Here is a 20,039-nt window from a genome sequence, read left to right on the forward strand (position 1 = left end):
GGGATTGTATGAGACAAAAATCATTAAATGTCCTAGAGTTCGATAAAATTAAAACACTTGTTGAAAAAGAAACAATGAGTGATTTAGGGAGAGAGAAAGTTGTTGAAATGGAACCAGCAACTGATATTCAAACAGTCGAATTTCAAATGAATGAAACAGATGAAATTGCTCAAATATACAATAAACACCGTTTACCTAGTTTGAGTGGATTATCAAAGGTTTCATCACTGATTCATAGGGCAACAATTGGTGGTGTATTAAGTGTTAAAGAACTTAATACAATTAAAAGATTAATTCAAATTCAAAATCAATATAAAACATTTTATAATAATTTATTGGAAGAAGAGGAAGCAGTGAATTATGCTATTCTACATGATAGGATGGAACAATTGCCTGTACTTTCAGAGTTGTATCAACATATTCATCAAAAATGTGATGCTAATGATTTATACGATAATGCGAGTTATGAACTACAAGGTATCCGGAGTAAAATTTCTGGTACGACGCAACGGATAAAACAAAACTTAGATAAAATTGTAAAACGTCAAGCAAATCAGAAAAAATTGTCAGATGCTATTATAACGGTACGCAATGACCGCAATGTTATTCCTGTAAAAGCAGAATATCGTCAAGATTTTAATGGTATTGTTCATGACCAATCAGCTTCTGGTCAAACACTCTATATTGAACCTGCGTCTATTGTTGAAATGAATAATCAGATTAGTCGTCTGCGCAATGATGAAGCGGCTGAAAGTGAACGAATTTTAACTGAGTTAACAGGTTATGTAGCCGCTGAAGCAGATGCCTGCTTAATTTCGGAAAATATTATGGGACAAATTGACTTTTTAACTGCTAAAGCGCGCTATGCACGTTCAATCAAAGGCACGAAACCTGAATTTACAAGTGAACGAACTGTTTATTTACCTAAAGCATTTCATCCTTTATTAGATAGAGACACGGTTGTAGCTAATACGATTGAATTTGCCGACGATATTGAAACGGTAATCATCACTGGACCTAACACAGGTGGTAAAACAGTAACGTTAAAAACACTGGGACTTATAATTTTGATGGCACAATCAGGGATGTTGATACCTACCTTAGACGGGAGTAAATTAAGCATTTTTGAAAATGTTTATTGTGATATCGGAGACGAACAATCTATTGAACAATCACTATCAACATTTTCATCACACATGAAAAATATTGTTGAAATTTTACAGCATACAAGCAGAAATAGTTTGATACTTTTTGATGAACTTGGTGCTGGAACAGATCCAAGTGAAGGTGCTGCTTTAGCGATGAGTATCCTAGATTATGTTCATGAAATAGGCTCATTAGTTATGGCGACAACGCATTATCCTGAACTTAAAGCATATAGTTACAACAGATCAGGAGTAATGAATGCCAGTGTAGAGTTTGATGTAAATACATTAAGCCCAACATATAAGTTGCTCATGGGTGTGCCGGGCCGTTCTAATGCTTTCGATATTTCAAAAAAATTAGGCCTTAATATGAAAGTGATTCAAAATGCGAAAGCAATGATTGGACAAGATGAACAAGAAATAAATGAAATGATTGCTTCATTAGAGAAAAATTCTAAACGTGTAGACGAACAGAGAATTGAATTAGATAGCTTACTGAGAGAAGCTCAAGAAACACATGATGAACTTGAAAAAGAATACGATAAATATCGTAATCATGAGAAACAATTAATGAGCGAGGCGAAAGACAAAGCCAATCAGCGTGTGAAAGCCGCTACTAAAGAAGCTGATGAGATTATTAAAGAATTACGTGAACTTAGAGACAAAAAAGGTGCCGATGTAAAAGAACATGAGCTCATCAATAAAAAGAAACAGTTAGATGATCAATATGAAGCCAAATCATTGAAACAAAATGTTGAAAAGAAAAAATGGGATGAAATTAAAGTTGGCGATGAAGTAAAAGTTCTAACATATGGGCAAAAAGGTGAAATATTAGAGTTACTAGATGATAATGAAGCAGTTGTTCAAATGGGCATCATTAAAATGAAATTACCTACCAGCGATTTAGAAAAAACAAAAAAGACAAAAGAAGCACCTTCTAAAATGGTTAAACGTGAAAATCGTCAAAGTATTAAAATGGAACTAGACTTACGTGGCTACCGTTATGATGAAGCAATGGTTGCCGTTGATCAGTATTTAGATCAAGCAGTGTTAAGTAATTACGAACAAGTATATATTATTCACGGTAAAGGAACTGGTGCGTTGCAAAAAGGTGTGCAAAAACATTTAAAACAACATAAAAATGTGTCATCATATAGGAACGGCATGCCAAGTGAAGGTGGATTTGGCGTGACCGTCGCAGAATTGAAATAAATGTGAGCAAGAGGTATGCAGATTTGCTTAAAGTCTGTTATAATTTCTTCATCATTTGAAATTTAAGGAGGATTGGCAGTTATGGCAATCGTAAAAGTAACAGATTCAAACTTTGATGAAAATATTCAATCAGGTGTCAATTTAGTAGATTTTTGGGCAACTTGGTGTGGCCCATGTAAGATGATTGCTCCAGTATTAGAAGAATTAGCTGGTGATTATGATGGAAAAGCTAATATTTTAAAACTTGATGTAGATGAAAATCCATCAACAGCTGCTAAATTTGAAGTAATGAGTATCCCAACTTTAATCTTATTTAAAGATGGCGAACCTGTCGATAAAGTTGTAGGTTTCCAACCTAAAGAAAACTTAGCAGAAGTTATTGAGAAACATTTATAAAAGTACAACGCAACGACCTGGGGCATCTATGAATGTCTCAGGTTTTTTCTGTGACTTTTTGTTATTCCAACTGAAGCCAAAGTTTTTTGAAGTGTCTTTTTTCAGAGCCACACTTCCATTTTGAGGATGAAAGCATTTTATGAATAACAATTAAAATATCTAGTTGTTAGATTTTTGATATGGAAATGAATACTTTGGTTTAATGCTAATGTATATTCTATAATGTAGGTAAGAATTGAAAAGTTTTATTTGCAAACAAGCGTTAATCTCTATATAACTGTTATGCAAATTTTTATAATTACTATTTTAACAATGTACTTTTATTAAGAAAGGAGGGGAACTTAAATGGAAAAATACCAAGAAGATATTAAACAAAAATTAACGGTAGTCCCCACTGAACCAGGTTGCTATTTAATGAAAGATCGAAATGATCAAGTCATTTATGTCGGCAAGGCTAAAAAATTAAGAAATAGATTAAGGTCTTATTTTACAGGTGCACATGATGCTAAAACGACACGACTTGTTTCAGAAATTAGAAACTTTGAATATATTGTAACTTCGAGTGAAACAGAATCTTTACTACTCGAACTTAATTTGATTAAACAATATCAACCGAGATATAACATTTTGTTGAAAGACGATAAAAGTTATCCTTTTATCAAAATTACAAAAGAAAAGTATCCTCGTTTAATCGTGACACGCACAGTTAAAAAAGGGACAGGAAAATATTTTGGACCTTATCCTAATGCTTATTCAGCTCAAGAAACAAAAAAGTTATTAGATAGAATTTATCCATTTAGAAAATGTGATAAAATGCCCGACAAATTGTGTTTATATTACCATATTGGTCAGTGTTTAGGACCTTGTGTTTACCCGGTAGATTTAAATAAATATGCGGAAATGACTAAAGAAATCACTGATTTTTTAAATGGTGAAGATAAAACGATACTGAATAACTTAGAACAGAAAATGAACGAAGCGAGTGAATCGTTAGACTTTGAAAGAGCAAAAGAGTATCGAGATTTAATCCAACATATTCACAATTTAACTAAGAAACAAAAAATCACTACTTCAGATAATACTATAAGAGACGTATTTGGCTACAGTGTGTCAAAAGGTTGGATGTGTATTCAAGTGTTTTTCATAAGACAAGGGAATATGATTAAACGAGATGCTACTATGATTCCGCTGCAGCAAACAGAAGAAGAAGAATTTTATACTTTTATAGGTCAGTTTTATGATTTAAATCAACATATTCTCCCTAAAGAAGTGCATATTCCTAAAAATTTAAACAAAGATATTATCCAATCGGTTGTAGATACAAAAATAGTTCAGCCGATTAAGGGCAAGAAAAAAGAAATGATTGATTTAGCAAATCATAATGCTGAAGTTACTTTAGAGAATAAATTTGAACTCATTGCTAAAGATGAATCACGTACCGTGAAGGCGATTGAAGAATTAGGTGACCGCATGGGAATTCAGACACCTATTCGTATAGAAGCTTTTGATAATTCAAACATCCAAGGTGTACACCCAGTTTCAGCCATGGTGTCGTTTATTGATGGTAAACCAAATAAAAAAGGATACCGCAAATATAAAATCAAAACGGTAGATGGCCCAGATGATTATAAATCTATGAGAGAAGTTGTGCGTAGACGTTATACTCGTGTTTTAAATGAAGGTACTCCATTACCAGATTTAATCATCGTTGATGGTGGTAAAGGTCATATGAGCGGGGTTATCGATGTGCTTGAAAACGAATTAGGTTTGGATATACCAGTCGCTGGGTTGCGTAAAAATGATAAACACCAAACTTCAGAGATTTTATACGGTGAAAGTGCAGAGATTGTACCTTTGAAAAAAAATAGCCAAGCATTTTATTTACTTCAAAGAATACAAGACGAAGTTCATAGATTTGCAATTACATTTCATAGACAAACTCGCCAAAAAACTGGCTTGCAATCAGTATTAGATACCGTCGATGGTATTGGTTCTAAACGAAAAACTAAATTATTACGAACTTTTGGTTCCATAAAGAAAATGAAGGAGGCAAGCATTGAGGATTTGAAATCTTCTGGTTTACCTCAAAAAGTTGCTGAGAATCTTCATCACGCACTATATAACAAATAGATAAAAAAGAATATGGCATGAGAATCATTCTCATGCCCAAAATTTTATGAATTAGTGTTACAATAGCAAATAACAGGAATTCTTTTTTTAAAAGTATATGGAAGCGTTTACTAATTGAGAAAAGTTATCACTTAAATCTATATAATAAAACAATTGTCAAATTCAACTAGGGGTATTACTTCATTGTTTTATACATACATGTTGAAGTTTATATTGCTATAAATATAAAGCGATTGCATAACATGTTGTTGTTTAGTTTTAGTTGATAAGTATCATCACATTTATACTTTAAAAAAAGATACCAAAAAATTAATTGTTTCACAGGGGGGACTTCCTTTTGGCATATTCGAAAAATCAATTCTATTTAAGACGCTTACATTCTTTGTTAGGCGTAATACCGATAGGTGGATTCTTATTAGTGCATCTACTTGTTAACCATCAAGCTACAAAAGGCGTTGAAGCGTTTAACAAGGCTGCTGGATTTATGGAATCTTTACCATTCTTGATTGCATTGGAGTTTATCGTGATTTATATTCCAATTCTTTATCATGCGGTATATGGTGTACATATTGCCTTTACGGCAAAAGAAAACGTAGGACATTATTCTCAATTTAGAAATTGGATGTTCTTATTACAACGTTTGACTGGTATTATAACGTTTATTTTCATCGGAATACATTTGTGGCAAACACGTATTCAGCGTGCATTAGGTGAAGAAGTTAACTTCGATATGGTACATGATATTGTATCTAATCCAATTTGGTTAATTTTCTATATCATCTGTTTACTTGCTGTAACATTCCACTTTGCAAATGGCTTATGGTCATTTTTAGTTACATGGGGTGTTTTACAATCTAAAAGATCACAACAAATCTTTACATGGGTATCACTTGTTGTATTTATCGTAGTTTCATATATCGGAATAAGTGCTATCCTTGCTTTCGTATAATTTAAAAATGTTTCAGATATATTTAGGGGAGTGACTATTTATGGCAGAGAAGAAAATTATTGTTGTCGGTGGAGGACTTGCCGGTCTGATGTCAACAATTAAAGCAGCAGAACAAGGCGCACATGTTGACTTGTTCTCATTAGTGCCTGTTAAACGTTCACACTCTGTATGTGCACAAGGTGGCATAAACGGAGCAGTGAATACAAAAGGTGAGGGTGACTCACCTGCTGTTCACTTTGATGATACAGTTTACGGTGGAGATTTCTTAGCGAATCAACCACCAGTAAAAGCAATGGCAGAGGAAGCGCCAAACATTATACATTTACTTGACCGTATGGGTGTAATGTTCAATAGAACAAATGAAGGCTTGCTAGATTTCCGTCGCTTCGGTGGTACCATGTATCATAGAACGGCATATGCTGGAGCAACAACTGGTCAACAATTAATGTATGCCTTAGATGAACAAGTACGTAGCTATGAAGTGGATGGTTTAGTTACAAAATATGAAGGATGGGAATTCTTGTGCATTGTCAAAGATGATGACAATATGGCTAGAGGTATTGTGGCTCAAGATATGACATCTTCTGAAATAAAATCATTCGGTTCAGATGCAGTTATTATGGCTACTGGTGGTCCAGGTATCATATTTGGTAAAACAACTAACTCAATGATTAATACTGGTTCTGCTGCGTCAATCGTCTATCAACAAGGTGCGATTTATGCAAATGGTGAGTTTATTCAAATTCATCCAACAGCAATTCCTGGAGATGACAAACTACGATTGATGAGTGAATCAGCTCGTGGTGAAGGTGGCCGAATTTGGACATATAAAGATGGTAAACCATGGTACTTCTTAGAAGAAAAATATCCAGATTATGGTAACTTAGTACCTCGTGATATAGCTACACGTGAAATTTTTGATGTATGTGTAAATCAAAAATTAGGTATTAATGGTGAAAACATGGTCTACCTTGACCTTTCACATAAAGATCCGCATGAGTTGGATGTAAAATTGGGCGGAATCATTGAAATTTATGAAAAATTCACTGGTGACGATCCAAGAAAAGTACCGATGAAAATCTTCCCAGCGGTGCACTATTCAATGGGTGGACTTTATGTAGATTATGATCAAATGACAAATATCAAAGGTTTATTTGCAGCTGGTGAATGTGATTTCTCACAACATGGTGGTAACCGTTTAGGTGCTAATTCATTGTTATCTGCCATATACGGTGGAACAGTTGCAGGACCAAATGCGATTGAATATGTCGCTAATATTGAAAAATCATATACAGATTTAGACGATAGTATTTATGAAAAACGTGTTAAAGAAGAACAAGATAAATTCGATAATTTATTGAAAATGAACGGTACAGAAAATGCGTATAAACTTCATAGAGAACTTGGTGAAGTCATGACAGCAAACGTTACTGTTGTACGTGATAATAAAGCATTATTGGAAACAGACAAGAAAATCGTAGAATTGATGGAACGTTACCAAAATATTGATATTGAAGATACTCAAACTTGGAGTAACCAAGCGGTATTCTTTACGCGTCAGTTATGGAATATGTTAGTATTAGCACGTGTAATTACAATCGGTGCATATAACCGAAATGAGTCTCGTGGGGCACATTATAAACCTGAATTCCCTGAAAGAAACGACGAAGAATGGTTAAAAACGACTTTAGCATCATATCAAGGAAAAACAGAAGCGCCTAAATTTACATACGAACCAGTAGATGTAAGTTTAATCCCACCTCGTAAACGTGACTATTCAAGTAGTTCTAAAGGAGGTAAATAAAATGGCAGATACTAAAGAAGTAAATGAAACTCAAGCGCAAGATGAACAACAAAGCCAACAACAAAATCAAAATACAATTAAGCTCATCATTAAACGACAAGATGATGCAGAGTCTAATCCTTATGAAGAAGAATTTGAAATTCCTTACAAAGAGAATTTAAATGTTATTGCTTGTTTAATGGAAATTAGACGTAATCCAGTCAATAGTAAAGGTGAGAAAACAACACCTGTTATTTGGGATATGAACTGTTTAGAAGAGGTTTGTGGTGCTTGTTCTATGGTTATCAATGGTAAAGCAAGACAATCTTGTACAGCAATTGTTGATCAATTGGAACAACCAATAAAGTTAGAACCAATGAGTACATTCCCAGTTATTCGTGACTTACAAGTTGATCGTAGTAGAATGTTTGATAATTTGAAACGTATGAAAGCATGGGTACCGATTGACGGTACGTATGACCTTGGACCAGGTCCTCGTATGCCAGAGAAAAAACGTCAAACTGCATATGAATTATCTAAATGTATGACGTGTGGTGTATGTTTAGAAGTTTGTCCAAACGTTACAAGAAACAACGATTTTGTTGGTGCGCAAGCTATTTCACAAGTTAGATTGTTTAACTTACACCCAACAGGTTCAATGACTAAAGATGAACGTTTAAATGCATTGATGGGTGCAGGTGGATTACAAGAATGTGGTAACTCACAAAACTGTGTTAACGCATGTCCGAAAGGCATTCCTTTAACGACATCAATTGCTGCATTAAACCGTGAAACTTCTTTCCATATGTTCAAATCATTCTTTGGTTCAGACCACCAAGTAAACTAATATATAATGAAAATGCCAACAAAGTTTAAACTTTGTTGGCATTTTTTTATGAAATATTTTATAGATACAAATTTAATACAGTGATTAAGCTTTAAAAAAGTATATATACTATAATAAAATTTTTAATTTATTAGTGTATTAAAATATTGATATATAGATTATCTGATTATATAAAAATTTTCCATTAGTAATATTGTGAATTTTGTTAAATAGCGAAGAACTGATGTGACTCTATGAATCAATGATGCTAACCTATTGATAAGTATAACATTTGAATTGTCTGCTATTTTGTATTTTAGGTCTTGGAAAATGATTTTGAAAACGCAGCTATGCTACAATAAAAGACAAGTAAATATATAAGGATGAACAAGATATGGAGAAACCAATTGGAGTTATTGACTCTGGCGTTGGAGGTTTAACAGTTGCTAAAGAAATCATGCGCCAATTACCAAATGAAACCATTTATTATTTAGGAGATATAAAACGCTGTCCATATGGACCAAGAGAAGCTTCTGAGGTAAGACAATTTACTACAGAATTAGCTGAAAAACTCATGACGTTTGATATCAAGATGTTAGTGATTGCATGTAATACTGCAACGGCAGTGGCATTAAAACATTTACAAAACTTATTGGCAATACCTGTTATTGGCGTTATTGAACCAGGTGCTAGAACAGCGATTATGACAACAAAAAATCAAAATGTTTTAATATTAGGTACAGAAGGTACGATTAAATCAGAGGCATATCGACATCACATTAAACAAATAAATCCAAATGTAGAAGTATCTGGTGTGGCATGCCCAGGCTTTGTGCCTCTCGTAGAACAAATGAGATACAAGGATCCAACGATTACGAGTATCGTTATACATCAAACGTTAAAACAGTGGAGAAATAGCAAAGCAGATACAGTTATTTTAGGATGTACACATTATCCTTTACTTTATCAGCCGATTAATGATTATTTTCACGGAGAAAAAGTAGTTATTTCATCTGGACTAGAAACAGCCAGAGAAGTGAGTGCATTATTAACATTCAGTAATGAACACGCAGGTTATAAGAAACAGCCCGCACATAAATTTTTTGCGACAGGAGAAACAGAACATATCGAACGTATTATTGAAGAATGGTTAAATATGAAAGCAACAGTTGAAAAAATAGAAGTTTAAAGTGAGGCGTAAAAATGGAAGATATTGTTATTGCATCAAATAATAAAGGGAAAATAAATGATTTTAGAGTTATTTTCCCTGATTATAATGTTATAGGCATTTCAGAACTCATCGAAGATTTTGACGTTGAGGAAACAGGTGACACGTTTGAAGAAAATGCAAGACTAAAATCTGAAGCAGCTGCAGAAGCATTAAATAAGCGTGTTATTGCTGATGATAGTGGATTGGAAGTTTTTGCTTTAAATGGAGAGCCAGGTATATATTCAGCGCGTTATGCTGGAGAAACAAAAGATGATAATGCAAATATTGAAAAACTTCTAACTCAGTTAGGTGATGAAACAGACCGTAGTGCACAATTTGTTTGTGTTATTAGCATGAGCGCACCGGGTGAAGATACAGTACAATTTAAAGGAACTGTACAAGGAGAAATCACACTAAATAAAATTGGTGAACATGGCTTTGGATATGATCCTATCTTTTTTGTAGAAGACAAAAATAAAACAATGGCTCAGCTAACTGCAGAAGAAAAAGGACAAATTAGTCATAGAGGTAAAGCAATAGAACAGCTACAAGAATATCTAGAAGGTGATCAATAATGTCGAAATGGATTATAGTTAGTGACAATCATACTGAACAAGGTGTGCTATTTGATATTATAAATCAGCATGAGGATATAGATGCTGCCATTCACTTAGGTGACTCTGAATTCGCTTATGATGATAGTGAACTCAGTTACTTTTATAGAGTAAAAGGGAATACTGATTTTTATCCTGAGTTTCCAAATGAGCAAACAATCGATATAAATGATATTAAGGCATTTTTAACTCACGGTCATTTATATCAAGTGAATCGTACAAGAATGCCTTTAGCAGAACAAGCAAAAGCAGCAGACTGTAAATTTGCTTTTTATGGTCATACACATGTTGCTAAACATGAAACAATAAATGGTGTGCATGTCATAAATCCAGGTAGTATTTCACAGTCGAGAAGTAATATTGAAGAAACATATGCAGAATTGCTTATTGATGATACGAGATTAGAAGCAACTTTAAATTTCCGTAATCGAAATCATGAAATCATCAGTAGTGAAAATTTTGTAATCTAAATAGGTGGGGTGAATCTGCGTCTAGAAATGATTGAATCGTAGGTTCATCTTCGTATTACTGTAAAGCGTTGAATGTAAGAAACATTTTACATTTCAGTGTTGTAAAAATAGTGCTCACGTTAATGGATTGTACTATTTAAAGAATTTAAATAAATTAGCAATATTATGATAAAAAGTTTACAATAGTGAAAAATCATATTTATTTTTAAGGGATAGAGTATTGCTTTATCAGTGTAAATTAGATATAATTATTCTTGTGTTCAAAAGATAATGTCCTGGTAGCTCAGCTGGATAGAGCAATGGCCTTCTAAGCCATCGGTCGGGGGTTCGAATCCCTCCCAGGACGCTAATAACGTAAAATACATAATAAATTATGTGTTTACTGACTAGATCGCTAATATATTAGCGGTCTTTTTTTTTGTTTTTTTACATGCGCAGTGAACAACATATACTGTTAATTTATGGCTTAATAAAGTTAAACTGCTAATTGCAAAATAGGGTTACTTATGAAATTTGTTATTGAATCAAGTAAATTATACTCAAAATATATGAAAGTTTTGTCAGAAAGTAATGCTTTAGCTAGTAAATTTAAACACGGCTTTGATCATATAGTTATGGCATAACAATTATTATTATATATTGTTGTAATCATTTAAATTTATTAGTTGCTTAAATTGTATATAGACGATTAAGACAATAAATATGTTTTAGGCTAATGCTAAGTGGTATTGAATATATAACTATAAGGTAATATAATTTAATGATTATTTGCGTTTGCGCTACTTCAATTTGAAGTGGCGCTTTTTTGGTGTTTGTATCGAATCAATAAATGCATGTATAAACTGTCAAATAAAAATATTGAGAAATACCACAACAAATATAATCATCGTTAAAGCATTTGTTAATTTTATTTATATATAAATTTTATAAATAAATTCTATTTTGTAAATTGTATGACATGGAATTGCGTAAAATACAGTTGGGCATTCAAAACTGTAAACCAATGTATCTTTTGCTACAGTTTTTACTACTATTTAACGAAGTATGAAATAAATCACAAATTTATATGCAAATGTCTTATAGTTATAGATAACAAACGATACTTAATTAAATAACAAATTAACAGTATCGTTTAAAACATAAAAAAACAGTCATAAGCATTTATCTTATAATAAGGAGTGTTTATAATGGAAGGTTTATTTAATGCAATCAAAGATACAGTACAAGCTGGCATAGCAGGAGACGGTGCTAAATTAGGTACAAGTATCGTAAGTATCGTAGAAAACGGAGTAGGTTTAGCAAGTAAATTATTTGGATTCTAATATAAATATATAAATAATAAAGGAGAAATAAATTATGACTAAATTAGCAGAAGCAATTGCAAACACAGTTGAAGCAGCAAAATCAGGTAATGGTTCAGAATTAGGTACAAGTATTGTAGATATCGTTTCAAGTGGTGCAGGTTTACTAGGAAAACTTTTCGGATTTTAAAAAATAGCAGATTATTTATTCTAAATAATATAATGAGGAGTGTTTATAATGGAAGGTTTATTTAATGCAATTAAAGATACAGTACAAGCTGGCATAGCAGGAGACGGTGCTAAATTAGGCACTAGTATTGTAGATATCGTAGAAAATGGTGTAGGTTTAGCAAGTAAATTATTCGGATTTTAATTTGAATTTCTATGACGGACTGGCCAAGGTAATAACCTTGGCCTTTTTTGTTTGCTAATATTTGAAATATGGTATGATGAAATAAAATTCGACTATGTTTATACATTGACGATGACATAATTAATTGACTTTATTAAGTGAATTCATTAAGGGGTTAGAAAATACTATGAATAAAAGATGTTTACTTATCGATTTTGACGATACAATTGTAGATTTTCATGATGCTGAAGCATATGCATTTCATCAACTTACAAAAAAATATAATTTAGAGACAGATCAAAATGATTTAAATCAATTTATAACTGTAAATCAAGCACATTGGGAAGCGTTTCAACAAAATCAATTAACAAAAACTGAAGTGTTAAGTAAAAGGTTTGAAGTGTATTTTGATTTACATCAAATCAATGTGAATGGGCAAGAAGCGGATGTAATCTTTCGGGATGAACTCGCAAATGCCCCAATAAAGTATTTTATGAATACGGTGGAAACATTGAGTATGCTCAAAAACACTCACGATCTATATATTGTTACCAATGGAGTTTTGGAAACACAACAAAGACGTATAGCAAAAACAGAAATGGGAGATTGGTTTAAAGGTGTGTTTGTATCTGAACAAACTGGATATCAAAAACCTATGCCAGAATTTTTTGATTTTGTTTTTAATAAAATCGGTCATGACAAAAGAGCTCATGCAATGATTGTTGGCGATTCAATAACATCAGATATTTTAGGTGGAAAAAATGCGGCAATAAAAACATGTTGGTTTAATCCAAGAAATAAAATAAATGATACAGAAATTAATCCAGATTATACTATCGAATCGCTTGATCAATTGTTAGATATAGCAAAATAAAAGAAGCGTGAATTATAATCAGAAAAATTGATTGTAATTCACGCTTCATATTATGTTAATGATAATTTAAGAAATGAAAAAGTTTATTTTATTAAAAAACATATACAATATATTAAAAATGCGTGTATCATTTTTTAGTGGCATTGGACAGGAAAATCATGGTGTCCAAATAAGTATATCGTGACCGTCTTTATTTTGTTGTTCGATATCTTTAAATCCATGTTTAATGAAGAAATTTTTTGATTGATTACGAGCAATGACTTTAATTGGTTGACCTTGTTCCTTAGCAAAATCTAGCAGTGCTTCGCCGTAACCACGACCTTGGAAATCACGTAAAACTTCTAATTTCCATAAAATATTATAATCATCAAAATCTGAGAAGTATACTTCTTCAACTTCTCCTTTACGGTATAAAGCCATACGAGCACCTAACCTATCACCGACATATATGCCATAAAATGGTGAGTCCGAACTAGCATCTATCATTTCACCGCGTAATTCATCTACTAAATATAAATCTTCATTTCCGAAGTTCCTAAAATCTTCAAATAATTCATCTGTTTTGTAATTAATATCTAGTCGTTTAACATTACTCACTTTAGCTTCCCCCTTTGCTTTATTACTAACTATTATACCTTATTTTATTGGATATTTCACAAAAATGAATGCTTAAAACATTTTATGTAAAATCAATATTAATTTGTGCTTTGTTTTAATATATTTAAAGGTACTGATCGTATGTATAAGCATTGGATTACAATGTTGAAAGAGAGTAAGTATATTTTCTAATAAATTTATAAGCCGTAAAATTGTCAATGTTGAATATAAACTTTATAATAAATAGGAATAGAGTAACGTAAGGAGAATTACGAATGGATTGTATGACAACGAAACTTAATGAAAAAGATCAATTTATAGCGAATATTAAAAATAGTGATTCAACTTTAGCTAAGTATTATCATCTTGATGCAATGGATGAACAAAATTATAAAAAAAGACTACTTTCAGAAAATAACGGAAGAGAAGCGTCTCTAGCCAAAATCATTGAAGCATATATGGATGATTTAACATTAGATTATCAACAAAATAAAAATTTAAAAGCACTTAGTAAAGGTGCGAAAGTTGTAATCGGTGGTCAACAAGCTGGTTTGTTTGGTGGACCTTTATATACGTTTCATAAAATATTTTCGATTATTACATTAAGTGAAAAACTATCGAAAGATTACGATACACATGTTGTCCCTGTTTTTTGGATTGCAGGTGAAGATCATGATTTTGATGAAGTAAATCATACTTATGTTTTTAATGAACATACGGCAACGTTACAAAAAATAAAATATAGTACTATGACGCCTCCAGAATCTAGTGTTTCAAAGTATACGCCAGATAAAGAAGCGTTACATAAAGCATTAAATCAATTTTTCAAAGAATTAAAAGAAACTGAGTCTTCTCCAAAACTACTAAACATGTGTAGAAAGATTATCGATAACTATGATGGTTGGACTGATATGTTTAAAGCGTTATTACACGAAGTTTTCAAACATTACGGATTATTACTGATAGATGCAAATGATAAAGCATTGCGCCGTTTAGAAAAGCCAATGTTCAAGGACATTATTAAAAATCATAATTTAGTTGACGATGCCTTTAGGCAAACACAGGCTCAAACTATCACTGACGGTTTAGATCAAATGATACAGACAGAGACGAATGTACATTTGTTTATGGATGATGGTGGTGTAAGACAACTATTAACTTTTGAAAATGGACGTTTCTATTTAAATAAATCAGAGAAATCGTTTTCGGAACAAGAACTTCTTAATATGGTAGAAACAGACCCAGAAAAATTTTCTAATAATGTCGTTACGAGACCAGTAATGGAAGAATGGCTATTTAATACAGTAGCATTCATAGGCGGCCCTAGTGAAATTAAATATTGGACAGAATTAAGTGAAGTTTTTCGAACATTACAAGTAGATATGCCTATCGTTTTACCACGATTAAGGATTACGTATTTAAATACCAGAATAGAAAAATTAGTAGCACAATATCGATTGAATTGTAATAATATCATTGAAAAAGGAATTGAAGCAGATAAAACAAAGTTTATTAGATCTAAAGCTTCGCAATCTTTTATAGAACAGATTGAAGCTTTAAAAGAACAGCAAAATGATTTGTTTCAATCTCTTCAGGCAGAAGTTAAAGACAATCATGATAATAAGGTATTGTTGAACAAAAATAACGAAATTCACCAAAAGCAATTTGATTATTTAATAAAACGGTATTTATTGAATGTTGAAAGAGAAAATGACATTAGCATGAAACATTTTGAGCTCATAAGTCAAACACTCCATCCAATGGGTGGATTACAAGAAAGAATTTGGAATCCACTTCAAATTATGAATGATTTTGGGATAGATGTGTTTAGTCCCTCCACTTATCCACCACTTTCATACACATTTGATCATATATTGATAAAACCTTAGAGTATCAAGGGAAGCACCCGGTTCATTTAAAAGATGAATCGGGTGTTTTTTTCTATGTTTCAAGAAATTTTGGTGAAATTTGTATAATTAGTGGAGGATAGTGGTGAGATGTGGTAAATTATATATATAAGAAGGTGAGGTGATTATAAATGTTCATGGGTGAATACGAGCATCAATTGGATACTAAGGGACGTATGATTGTTCCGTCCAAATTTCGTTATGACCTAAATGAGCGTTTTATAATTACCCGTGGCCTTGATAAATGCTTATTTGGTTACACTTTAGAAGAATGGCAAGTAATTGAAGAGAAAATGAAAACCTTACCAATGACAAAAAAAGATGCGCGTAAATTCATGCGTATGTTCTTTTCAGGTGCTGTTGAAGTGGAATTAGATAAGCAAGGGCGTATAAATATTCCTCAAAATTTGAGGAAATATGCCAATTTGAGTAAGGAATGTACGGTAATAGGTGTCTCAAACCGTATTGAAATTTGGGATAGAGAAACTTGGAATGATTTTTATGATGAATCAGAAGATAGTTTTGAAGATATTGCCGAAGACTTAATTGACTTTGATTTTTAAATGGAGGCGTTAAATTGTTTCATCATGTCAGCGTTATGCTAAAAGAAACTATAGATTATTTAGATATTAAAGAAGATGGCATATATGTCGACTGTACATTAGGTGGAGCAGGCCATGCCCTCTATTTATTAAATCAAATTGGAGACGAAGGTAGACTTATTGCAATTGATCAAGATACAACAGCACTTGAAAATGCAAAAGAAGTATTGAAAGACCATATACATAAAGTTACCTTCGTCCATAGCAACTTTAGAAAATTAACTGAAATTTTAGATGATTTAAATATTGAAAAAGTAGATGGCATTTATTATGACTTGGGTGTGTCTAGCCCCCAATTAGACGTACCTGAAAGAGGTTTTAGTTATCATAATGATGCGAAATTAGATATGCGTATGGATCAAACCCAATCATTATCAGCGTATGAAGTAGTTAATGATTGGTCATTTGAAAAATTAGTGAGAATTTTTCATCGTTATGGCGAAGAAAAATTTTCGAAACAAATTGCTAGACGAATAGAACAAAATAGAGCACAAAAGCCAATTGAAACAACTTTAGAACTGGTGGATGTTATTAAAGAAGGAATACCTGCTAAGGCAAGACGAAAAGGCGGGCATCCTGCTAAAAGGATTTTCCAAGCAATTAGAATTGCAGTTAATGATGAATTGTCTGCATTTGAAAATTCATTAGAACAAGCAATCGAGCTTGTGAAAGTGAACGGAAGAATATCTGTGATTACGTTCCACTCGTTAGAAGATCGCCTTTGTAAACAAATGTTCCAAGAATATGAAAAAGGCCCCGAAGTGCCAAGAGGCTTACCAGTTATTCCAGAAGCTTATACACCAAAATTGAAAAGAGTTAATCGAAAACCAATTATTGCTACAGATGAAGATTTAGAAAAAAATAATCGAGCGCGTAGTGCCAAGTTACGTATAGCTGAAATACTAAAATAAGGAGTGATTTTTGAGTGGCAGTAGAGAAGATATACCAACCGTATAGTGGAGCAGAACAACAAATACCACAAACGCAACCGTCGCCTCATCCCCAGAGTCAACCCCAGACAGTTAAGCGTAAAGTAATTGTCAAGCTAACTAAGTTTGAAAAGATGTTATACATAGGACTTATAACAGTGATTGCTTTAATAAGTATTTATATGCTATCTTTAAAAATGGATGCGTATGAAACTCGAGAAAAAATTGCAGATTTAGATACAAAAATTGAAAAACAATCTAGTGAAAACAGCGCAATAAAATCTGAAATTAAAAAGAACTCCTCATATGAACGCATTTACGATAAGGCCAAAAAAGATGGAATGAGCCTTAAGAACGATAATGTAAAGGTAGTGCGTAATAATGGCGAAGCGAAGAATTAAATTAAAAAAACCGAAGTTTTCAATTAAAAAAAGTAAAATAGGGGCAGTCCTACTCATTCTTGGATTTGGACTGCTCTTTTTTACGTTGGTTTTAAGATACTCATATATTATGTTGACAGGACACTCTTCTGGTGAAGATTTAATTATGAAAGCGAACGAAAAATACTTAGTAAATAGTCAGCAGCAACCAGAACGAGGTAAGATTTATGACAGAAATGGCAAAGTGTTAGCGGAAGATGTGGAACGGTATAAAGTTGTGGCAGTTGTTGATAAAAAAGCAAGCGAAGGCAGCGATAAACCTAAGCATGTAAAAGACAAAAAAGAAACTGCAAAAAAACTTGCGACAGTGATTGATATGTCAGCAAAAGAAATTGAGAAAAAACTAGATAATAAAAAAGCCTTTCAAGTTGAATTTGGTCAAAAAGGCACAGATTTAACGTATCAAGAGAAAGAAAAAATTGAAAAAATGAAACTTCCTGGTGTGACGTTATATCCAGAAACTGAAAGATTTTATCCTAATGGAAACTTTGCATCTCACTTGATAGGTATAGCTCAAAAAGATCCAGATAGTGGAGAATTAAAAGGTGCTTTAGGTGTTGAAAAAATATTTGATAGCTATCTTTCAGGACAAAAAGGTGCTTTATCGTATATTCATGATATTTGGGGGTATATTGCACCAAACACCAAAAAAGAAAAAGTGCCTAAACGTGGAGATGACGTACATTTAACACTTGATTCAAATATACAGGTTTTCGTTGAAGAAGCGCTAGATGGCATGGTTGAACATTATAAGCCAAAAGATTTGTTTGCCGTAGTGATGGATGCGAAAACAGGAGAAATCTTGGCATTTAGTCAAAGACCAACTTTTAATCCAGAAACTGGTAAAGATTTTGGAAAAAAATGGGCAAATGATTTATATCAAAACACATATGAACCAGGGTCAACTTTTAAATCTTATGGTCTAGCGGCAGCAATTCAAGAAGGTAAATTTAAACCTGATAAAAAATATACTGCTGAACCTAGAGAAGTAATGGGCTCTAAAATATCTGACTGGAATAAAGTAGGTTGGGGAAAAATCTCAATGTCTACTGGTTTCACGTATTCTTCAAACACTTTAATGATGCACTTACAAGATTTAGTTGGCTCAGATAAGATGAAAGAATGGTATGAAAAATTTGGTTTTGGTAAATCTACTAAGAGTATGTTTGATGGTGAATCTACAGGCGGTATAGCTTGGGATAATGAAGCACAGCAAAAAACATCCTCATTTGGTCAATCTACAACCGTAACACCAGTCCAAATGTTAAGAGCGCAATCCGCTTTTAATAATGAAGGTAAAATGCTGCAACCATGGTTTGTAGATAGCGTGAGCAATCCTGTTACTGATGATACTTTTTATAAGGGTAAAAAAGAGTTTGCAGGAAAACCAATTACTAAAGACACTGCTAAGAAAGTGCGTACTGAATTAGACAAAGTTGTAAACAGTGAAGATAGTCATGCTAAAAACTATCAAATTGATGGTTATGACGTAGCAGGTAAAACAGGTACAGCACAAGTTGCTGACTCTGATAATGGTGGTTATGTTCAAGGGGAAAATCCATACTTTGTAAGTTTTATTGGTGATGCACCTAAAGATGATCCAGAAGTAATAGTGTATGCTGGTATGAGTTTAGCACAAAAAAATGACCAAGAAGCTTATGAAATGGGTGTAAGTAAAGCGTTTAAACCTATTATGGAAAACACATTGAAATACTTAAACGTAGGAGATAAAAATTCTAAAGATAAATCTGATGTGAAGTATAGTAAAGTGCCAGATGTTCAAGGTCAGGAAACGCAAAAAGCACAAGATAAGGTGAATGGTAAGTCTCTCGAACCAATTGTCATAGGAAGTGGAGATAAAGTTGTTAAACAATCAGTATCACCAGATAAAGAAGTGCTACCGAATAGTAAGGTATTATTACTGACAGATGGGGATATAACTATGCCAGACATGACAGGTTGGACAAAAGAAGAAGTGATTGCTTTTGAAACCTTGACGCAAACAAAAGTAACTACAAAAGGTAGTGGCTTCGTTTCTAATCAATCTGTTAGTAAAGGACAAAAAGTTGATAAAAAAGATAAAGTAGAAGTGACGTTATCTGCAGAAGCGGTTAATGGTGAGGCTTCGACGACATCATCCAAAGAAAAAGAATCGTCCAAAGATGATTCTAATAAAAAAGATGATAATAACTCAGATTCAAACAGTGACAAACAAAGTGAATAAAAATTTATTGTATTTCTGACGTCACTGGTAAAACATGTTAAAATGTATCATTTGAAAATTGATGCGAGGTAGTAATTT

Annotated in this window: 19 protein-coding genes and 1 tRNA gene; 19 read left to right on the forward strand and 1 reads right to left on the reverse strand. The window is 32.7% G+C overall.

Features of this window, described 5'->3' with window-relative positions; all coding sequences use genetic code 11:
* Positions 1–8 precede the first annotated feature (8 nt).
* From KA830_RS07190 to KA830_RS07255, 14 genes are all read left to right on the forward strand, one after another.
* On the forward strand, positions 9–2,357 hold the full coding sequence (locus tag KA830_RS07190; protein WP_204180089.1) for an endonuclease MutS2: 2,349 nt from the start codon (positions 9–11) through the stop codon (positions 2,355–2,357).
* An 81-nt stretch (positions 2,358–2,438) separates the two neighbouring features.
* On the forward strand, positions 2,439–2,753 hold the full coding sequence (gene trxA, locus KA830_RS07195) for a thioredoxin (RefSeq protein WP_019469293.1): 315 nt from the start codon (positions 2,439–2,441) through the stop codon (positions 2,751–2,753).
* Positions 2,754–3,098: 345 nt separating this feature from the next.
* Positions 3,099–4,883, forward strand: a complete 1,785-nt coding sequence (gene uvrC, locus KA830_RS07200; RefSeq protein ID WP_046207835.1) for an excinuclease ABC subunit UvrC — start codon at positions 3,099–3,101, stop codon at positions 4,881–4,883.
* Between the two features lie 337 nt (positions 4,884–5,220).
* On the forward strand, positions 5,221–5,832 hold the full coding sequence (gene sdhC, locus KA830_RS07205) for a succinate dehydrogenase, cytochrome b556 subunit (protein ID WP_046207834.1): 612 nt from the start codon (positions 5,221–5,223) through the stop codon (positions 5,830–5,832).
* Positions 5,833–5,872: 40 nt separating this feature from the next.
* A complete protein-coding gene (gene sdhA / locus KA830_RS07210) occupies positions 5,873–7,636 on the forward strand; it encodes a succinate dehydrogenase flavoprotein subunit (protein WP_210134159.1) in 1,764 nt (587 codons plus the stop codon).
* Position 7,637: 1 nt separating this feature from the next.
* Complete coding sequence (sdhB, locus tag KA830_RS07215; RefSeq protein WP_046207832.1) at positions 7,638–8,462, forward strand: succinate dehydrogenase iron-sulfur subunit; 825 nt, start codon at positions 7,638–7,640, stop codon at positions 8,460–8,462.
* 373 nt (positions 8,463–8,835) lie between these two features.
* Complete coding sequence (gene racE / locus KA830_RS07220) at positions 8,836–9,630, forward strand: glutamate racemase (RefSeq protein ID WP_046207831.1); 795 nt, start codon at positions 8,836–8,838, stop codon at positions 9,628–9,630.
* Between the two features lie 14 nt (positions 9,631–9,644).
* The gene (locus KA830_RS07225; protein WP_046207830.1) at positions 9,645–10,226 is read left to right on the forward strand and encodes an XTP/dITP diphosphatase; all 582 of its coding nucleotides are present in this window, start codon (positions 9,645–9,647) and stop codon (positions 10,224–10,226) included.
* Positions 10,226–10,735: a YfcE family phosphodiesterase gene (locus tag KA830_RS07230; RefSeq protein WP_204180088.1), complete on the forward strand. Its 510-nt coding sequence runs from the start codon at positions 10,226–10,228 to the stop codon at positions 10,733–10,735. The genes KA830_RS07225 and KA830_RS07230 overlap by 1 nt, the downstream gene beginning before the upstream one ends.
* A gap of 272 nt (positions 10,736–11,007) precedes the next feature.
* A tRNA-Arg gene (locus KA830_RS07235) sits at positions 11,008–11,081 on the forward strand.
* 841 nt (positions 11,082–11,922) lie between these two features.
* Positions 11,923–12,057: a beta-class phenol-soluble modulin gene (locus KA830_RS07240; protein ID WP_019469301.1), complete on the forward strand. Its 135-nt coding sequence runs from the start codon at positions 11,923–11,925 to the stop codon at positions 12,055–12,057.
* Between the two features lie 34 nt (positions 12,058–12,091).
* Positions 12,092–12,226, forward strand: coding sequence for a beta-class phenol-soluble modulin (locus KA830_RS07245; RefSeq protein WP_046208718.1), 135 nt, complete (start codon positions 12,092–12,094; stop codon positions 12,224–12,226).
* Between the two features lie 48 nt (positions 12,227–12,274).
* Positions 12,275–12,409 carry a beta-class phenol-soluble modulin gene (locus KA830_RS07250; protein WP_019469303.1) on the forward strand — a complete coding sequence of 45 codons (135 nt, stop codon included), beginning with the start codon at positions 12,275–12,277 and terminating at the stop codon, positions 12,407–12,409.
* A 166-nt stretch (positions 12,410–12,575) separates the two neighbouring features.
* Positions 12,576–13,262, forward strand: a complete 687-nt coding sequence (locus tag KA830_RS07255; RefSeq protein ID WP_107526117.1) for a YjjG family noncanonical pyrimidine nucleotidase — start codon at positions 12,576–12,578, stop codon at positions 13,260–13,262.
* A 156-nt stretch (positions 13,263–13,418) separates the two neighbouring features.
* Here the strand turns inward: KA830_RS07255 and KA830_RS07260 are convergent, their stop codons facing one another.
* Positions 13,419–13,859 (reverse strand): N-acetyltransferase, encoded by a 441-nt coding sequence (locus KA830_RS07260; RefSeq protein WP_046208716.1) that lies wholly within the window; start codon positions 13,857–13,859, stop codon positions 13,419–13,421.
* Positions 13,860–14,134: 275 nt separating this feature from the next.
* Here KA830_RS07260 and bshC point away from each other — a divergent pair, with 275 nt between their 5' ends.
* The 5 genes from bshC to KA830_RS07285 all read left to right on the forward strand — a co-directional run bounded on the left by bshC (position 14,135) and on the right by KA830_RS07285 (position 19,961).
* Positions 14,135–15,748, forward strand: a complete 1,614-nt coding sequence (gene bshC, locus KA830_RS07265; protein WP_204180087.1) for a bacillithiol biosynthesis cysteine-adding enzyme BshC — start codon at positions 14,135–14,137, stop codon at positions 15,746–15,748.
* Between the two features lie 149 nt (positions 15,749–15,897).
* Positions 15,898–16,329 (forward strand): division/cell wall cluster transcriptional repressor MraZ, encoded by a 432-nt coding sequence (gene mraZ, locus KA830_RS07270; RefSeq protein WP_046208714.1) that lies wholly within the window; start codon positions 15,898–15,900, stop codon positions 16,327–16,329.
* Positions 16,330–16,343: 14 nt separating this feature from the next.
* Complete coding sequence (gene rsmH / locus KA830_RS07275) at positions 16,344–17,279, forward strand: 16S rRNA (cytosine(1402)-N(4))-methyltransferase RsmH (RefSeq protein ID WP_046208713.1); 936 nt, start codon at positions 16,344–16,346, stop codon at positions 17,277–17,279.
* Between the two features lie 14 nt (positions 17,280–17,293).
* Complete coding sequence (ftsL, locus tag KA830_RS07280) at positions 17,294–17,698, forward strand: cell division protein FtsL (RefSeq protein WP_046208712.1); 405 nt, start codon at positions 17,294–17,296, stop codon at positions 17,696–17,698.
* On the forward strand, positions 17,679–19,961 hold the full coding sequence (locus KA830_RS07285; RefSeq protein ID WP_046208711.1) for a penicillin-binding protein: 2,283 nt from the start codon (positions 17,679–17,681) through the stop codon (positions 19,959–19,961). Before ftsL ends, KA830_RS07285 begins: the two co-directional genes overlap by 20 nt.
* The last annotated feature ends 78 nt before the right edge of the window (positions 19,962–20,039 follow it).

Source organism: Staphylococcus sp. GDY8P119P (assembly GCF_017892075.1).
GTDB classification, from domain to species: domain Bacteria; phylum Bacillota; class Bacilli; order Staphylococcales; family Staphylococcaceae; genus Staphylococcus; species Staphylococcus ureilyticus.

Coding starts and splice junctions, on each gene's coding strand:
- KA830_RS07190 (WP_204180089.1), top strand. CDS start 9: ATGAGACAAAAATCATTAAATGTCCTAGAGTTCGATAAAATTAAAACA.
- trxA (WP_019469293.1), top strand. CDS start 2,439: ATGGCAATCGTAAAAGTAACAGATTCAAACTTTGATGAAAATATTCAA.
- uvrC (WP_046207835.1), top strand. CDS start 3,099: ATGGAAAAATACCAAGAAGATATTAAACAAAAATTAACGGTAGTCCCC.
- sdhA (WP_210134159.1), top strand. CDS start 5,873: ATGGCAGAGAAGAAAATTATTGTTGTCGGTGGAGGACTTGCCGGTCTG.
- sdhB (WP_046207832.1), top strand. CDS start 7,638: ATGGCAGATACTAAAGAAGTAAATGAAACTCAAGCGCAAGATGAACAA.
- racE (WP_046207831.1), top strand. CDS start 8,836: ATGGAGAAACCAATTGGAGTTATTGACTCTGGCGTTGGAGGTTTAACA.
- KA830_RS07225 (WP_046207830.1), top strand. CDS start 9,645: ATGGAAGATATTGTTATTGCATCAAATAATAAAGGGAAAATAAATGAT.
- KA830_RS07230 (WP_204180088.1), top strand. CDS start 10,226: ATGTCGAAATGGATTATAGTTAGTGACAATCATACTGAACAAGGTGTG.
- KA830_RS07240 (WP_019469301.1), top strand. CDS start 11,923: ATGGAAGGTTTATTTAATGCAATCAAAGATACAGTACAAGCTGGCATA.
- KA830_RS07245 (WP_046208718.1), top strand. CDS start 12,092: ATGACTAAATTAGCAGAAGCAATTGCAAACACAGTTGAAGCAGCAAAA.
- KA830_RS07250 (WP_019469303.1), top strand. CDS start 12,275: ATGGAAGGTTTATTTAATGCAATTAAAGATACAGTACAAGCTGGCATA.
- KA830_RS07255 (WP_107526117.1), top strand. CDS start 12,576: ATGAATAAAAGATGTTTACTTATCGATTTTGACGATACAATTGTAGAT.
- bshC (WP_204180087.1), top strand. CDS start 14,135: ATGGATTGTATGACAACGAAACTTAATGAAAAAGATCAATTTATAGCG.
- mraZ (WP_046208714.1), top strand. CDS start 15,898: ATGTTCATGGGTGAATACGAGCATCAATTGGATACTAAGGGACGTATG.
- KA830_RS07285 (WP_046208711.1), top strand. CDS start 17,679: ATGGCGAAGCGAAGAATTAAATTAAAAAAACCGAAGTTTTCAATTAAA.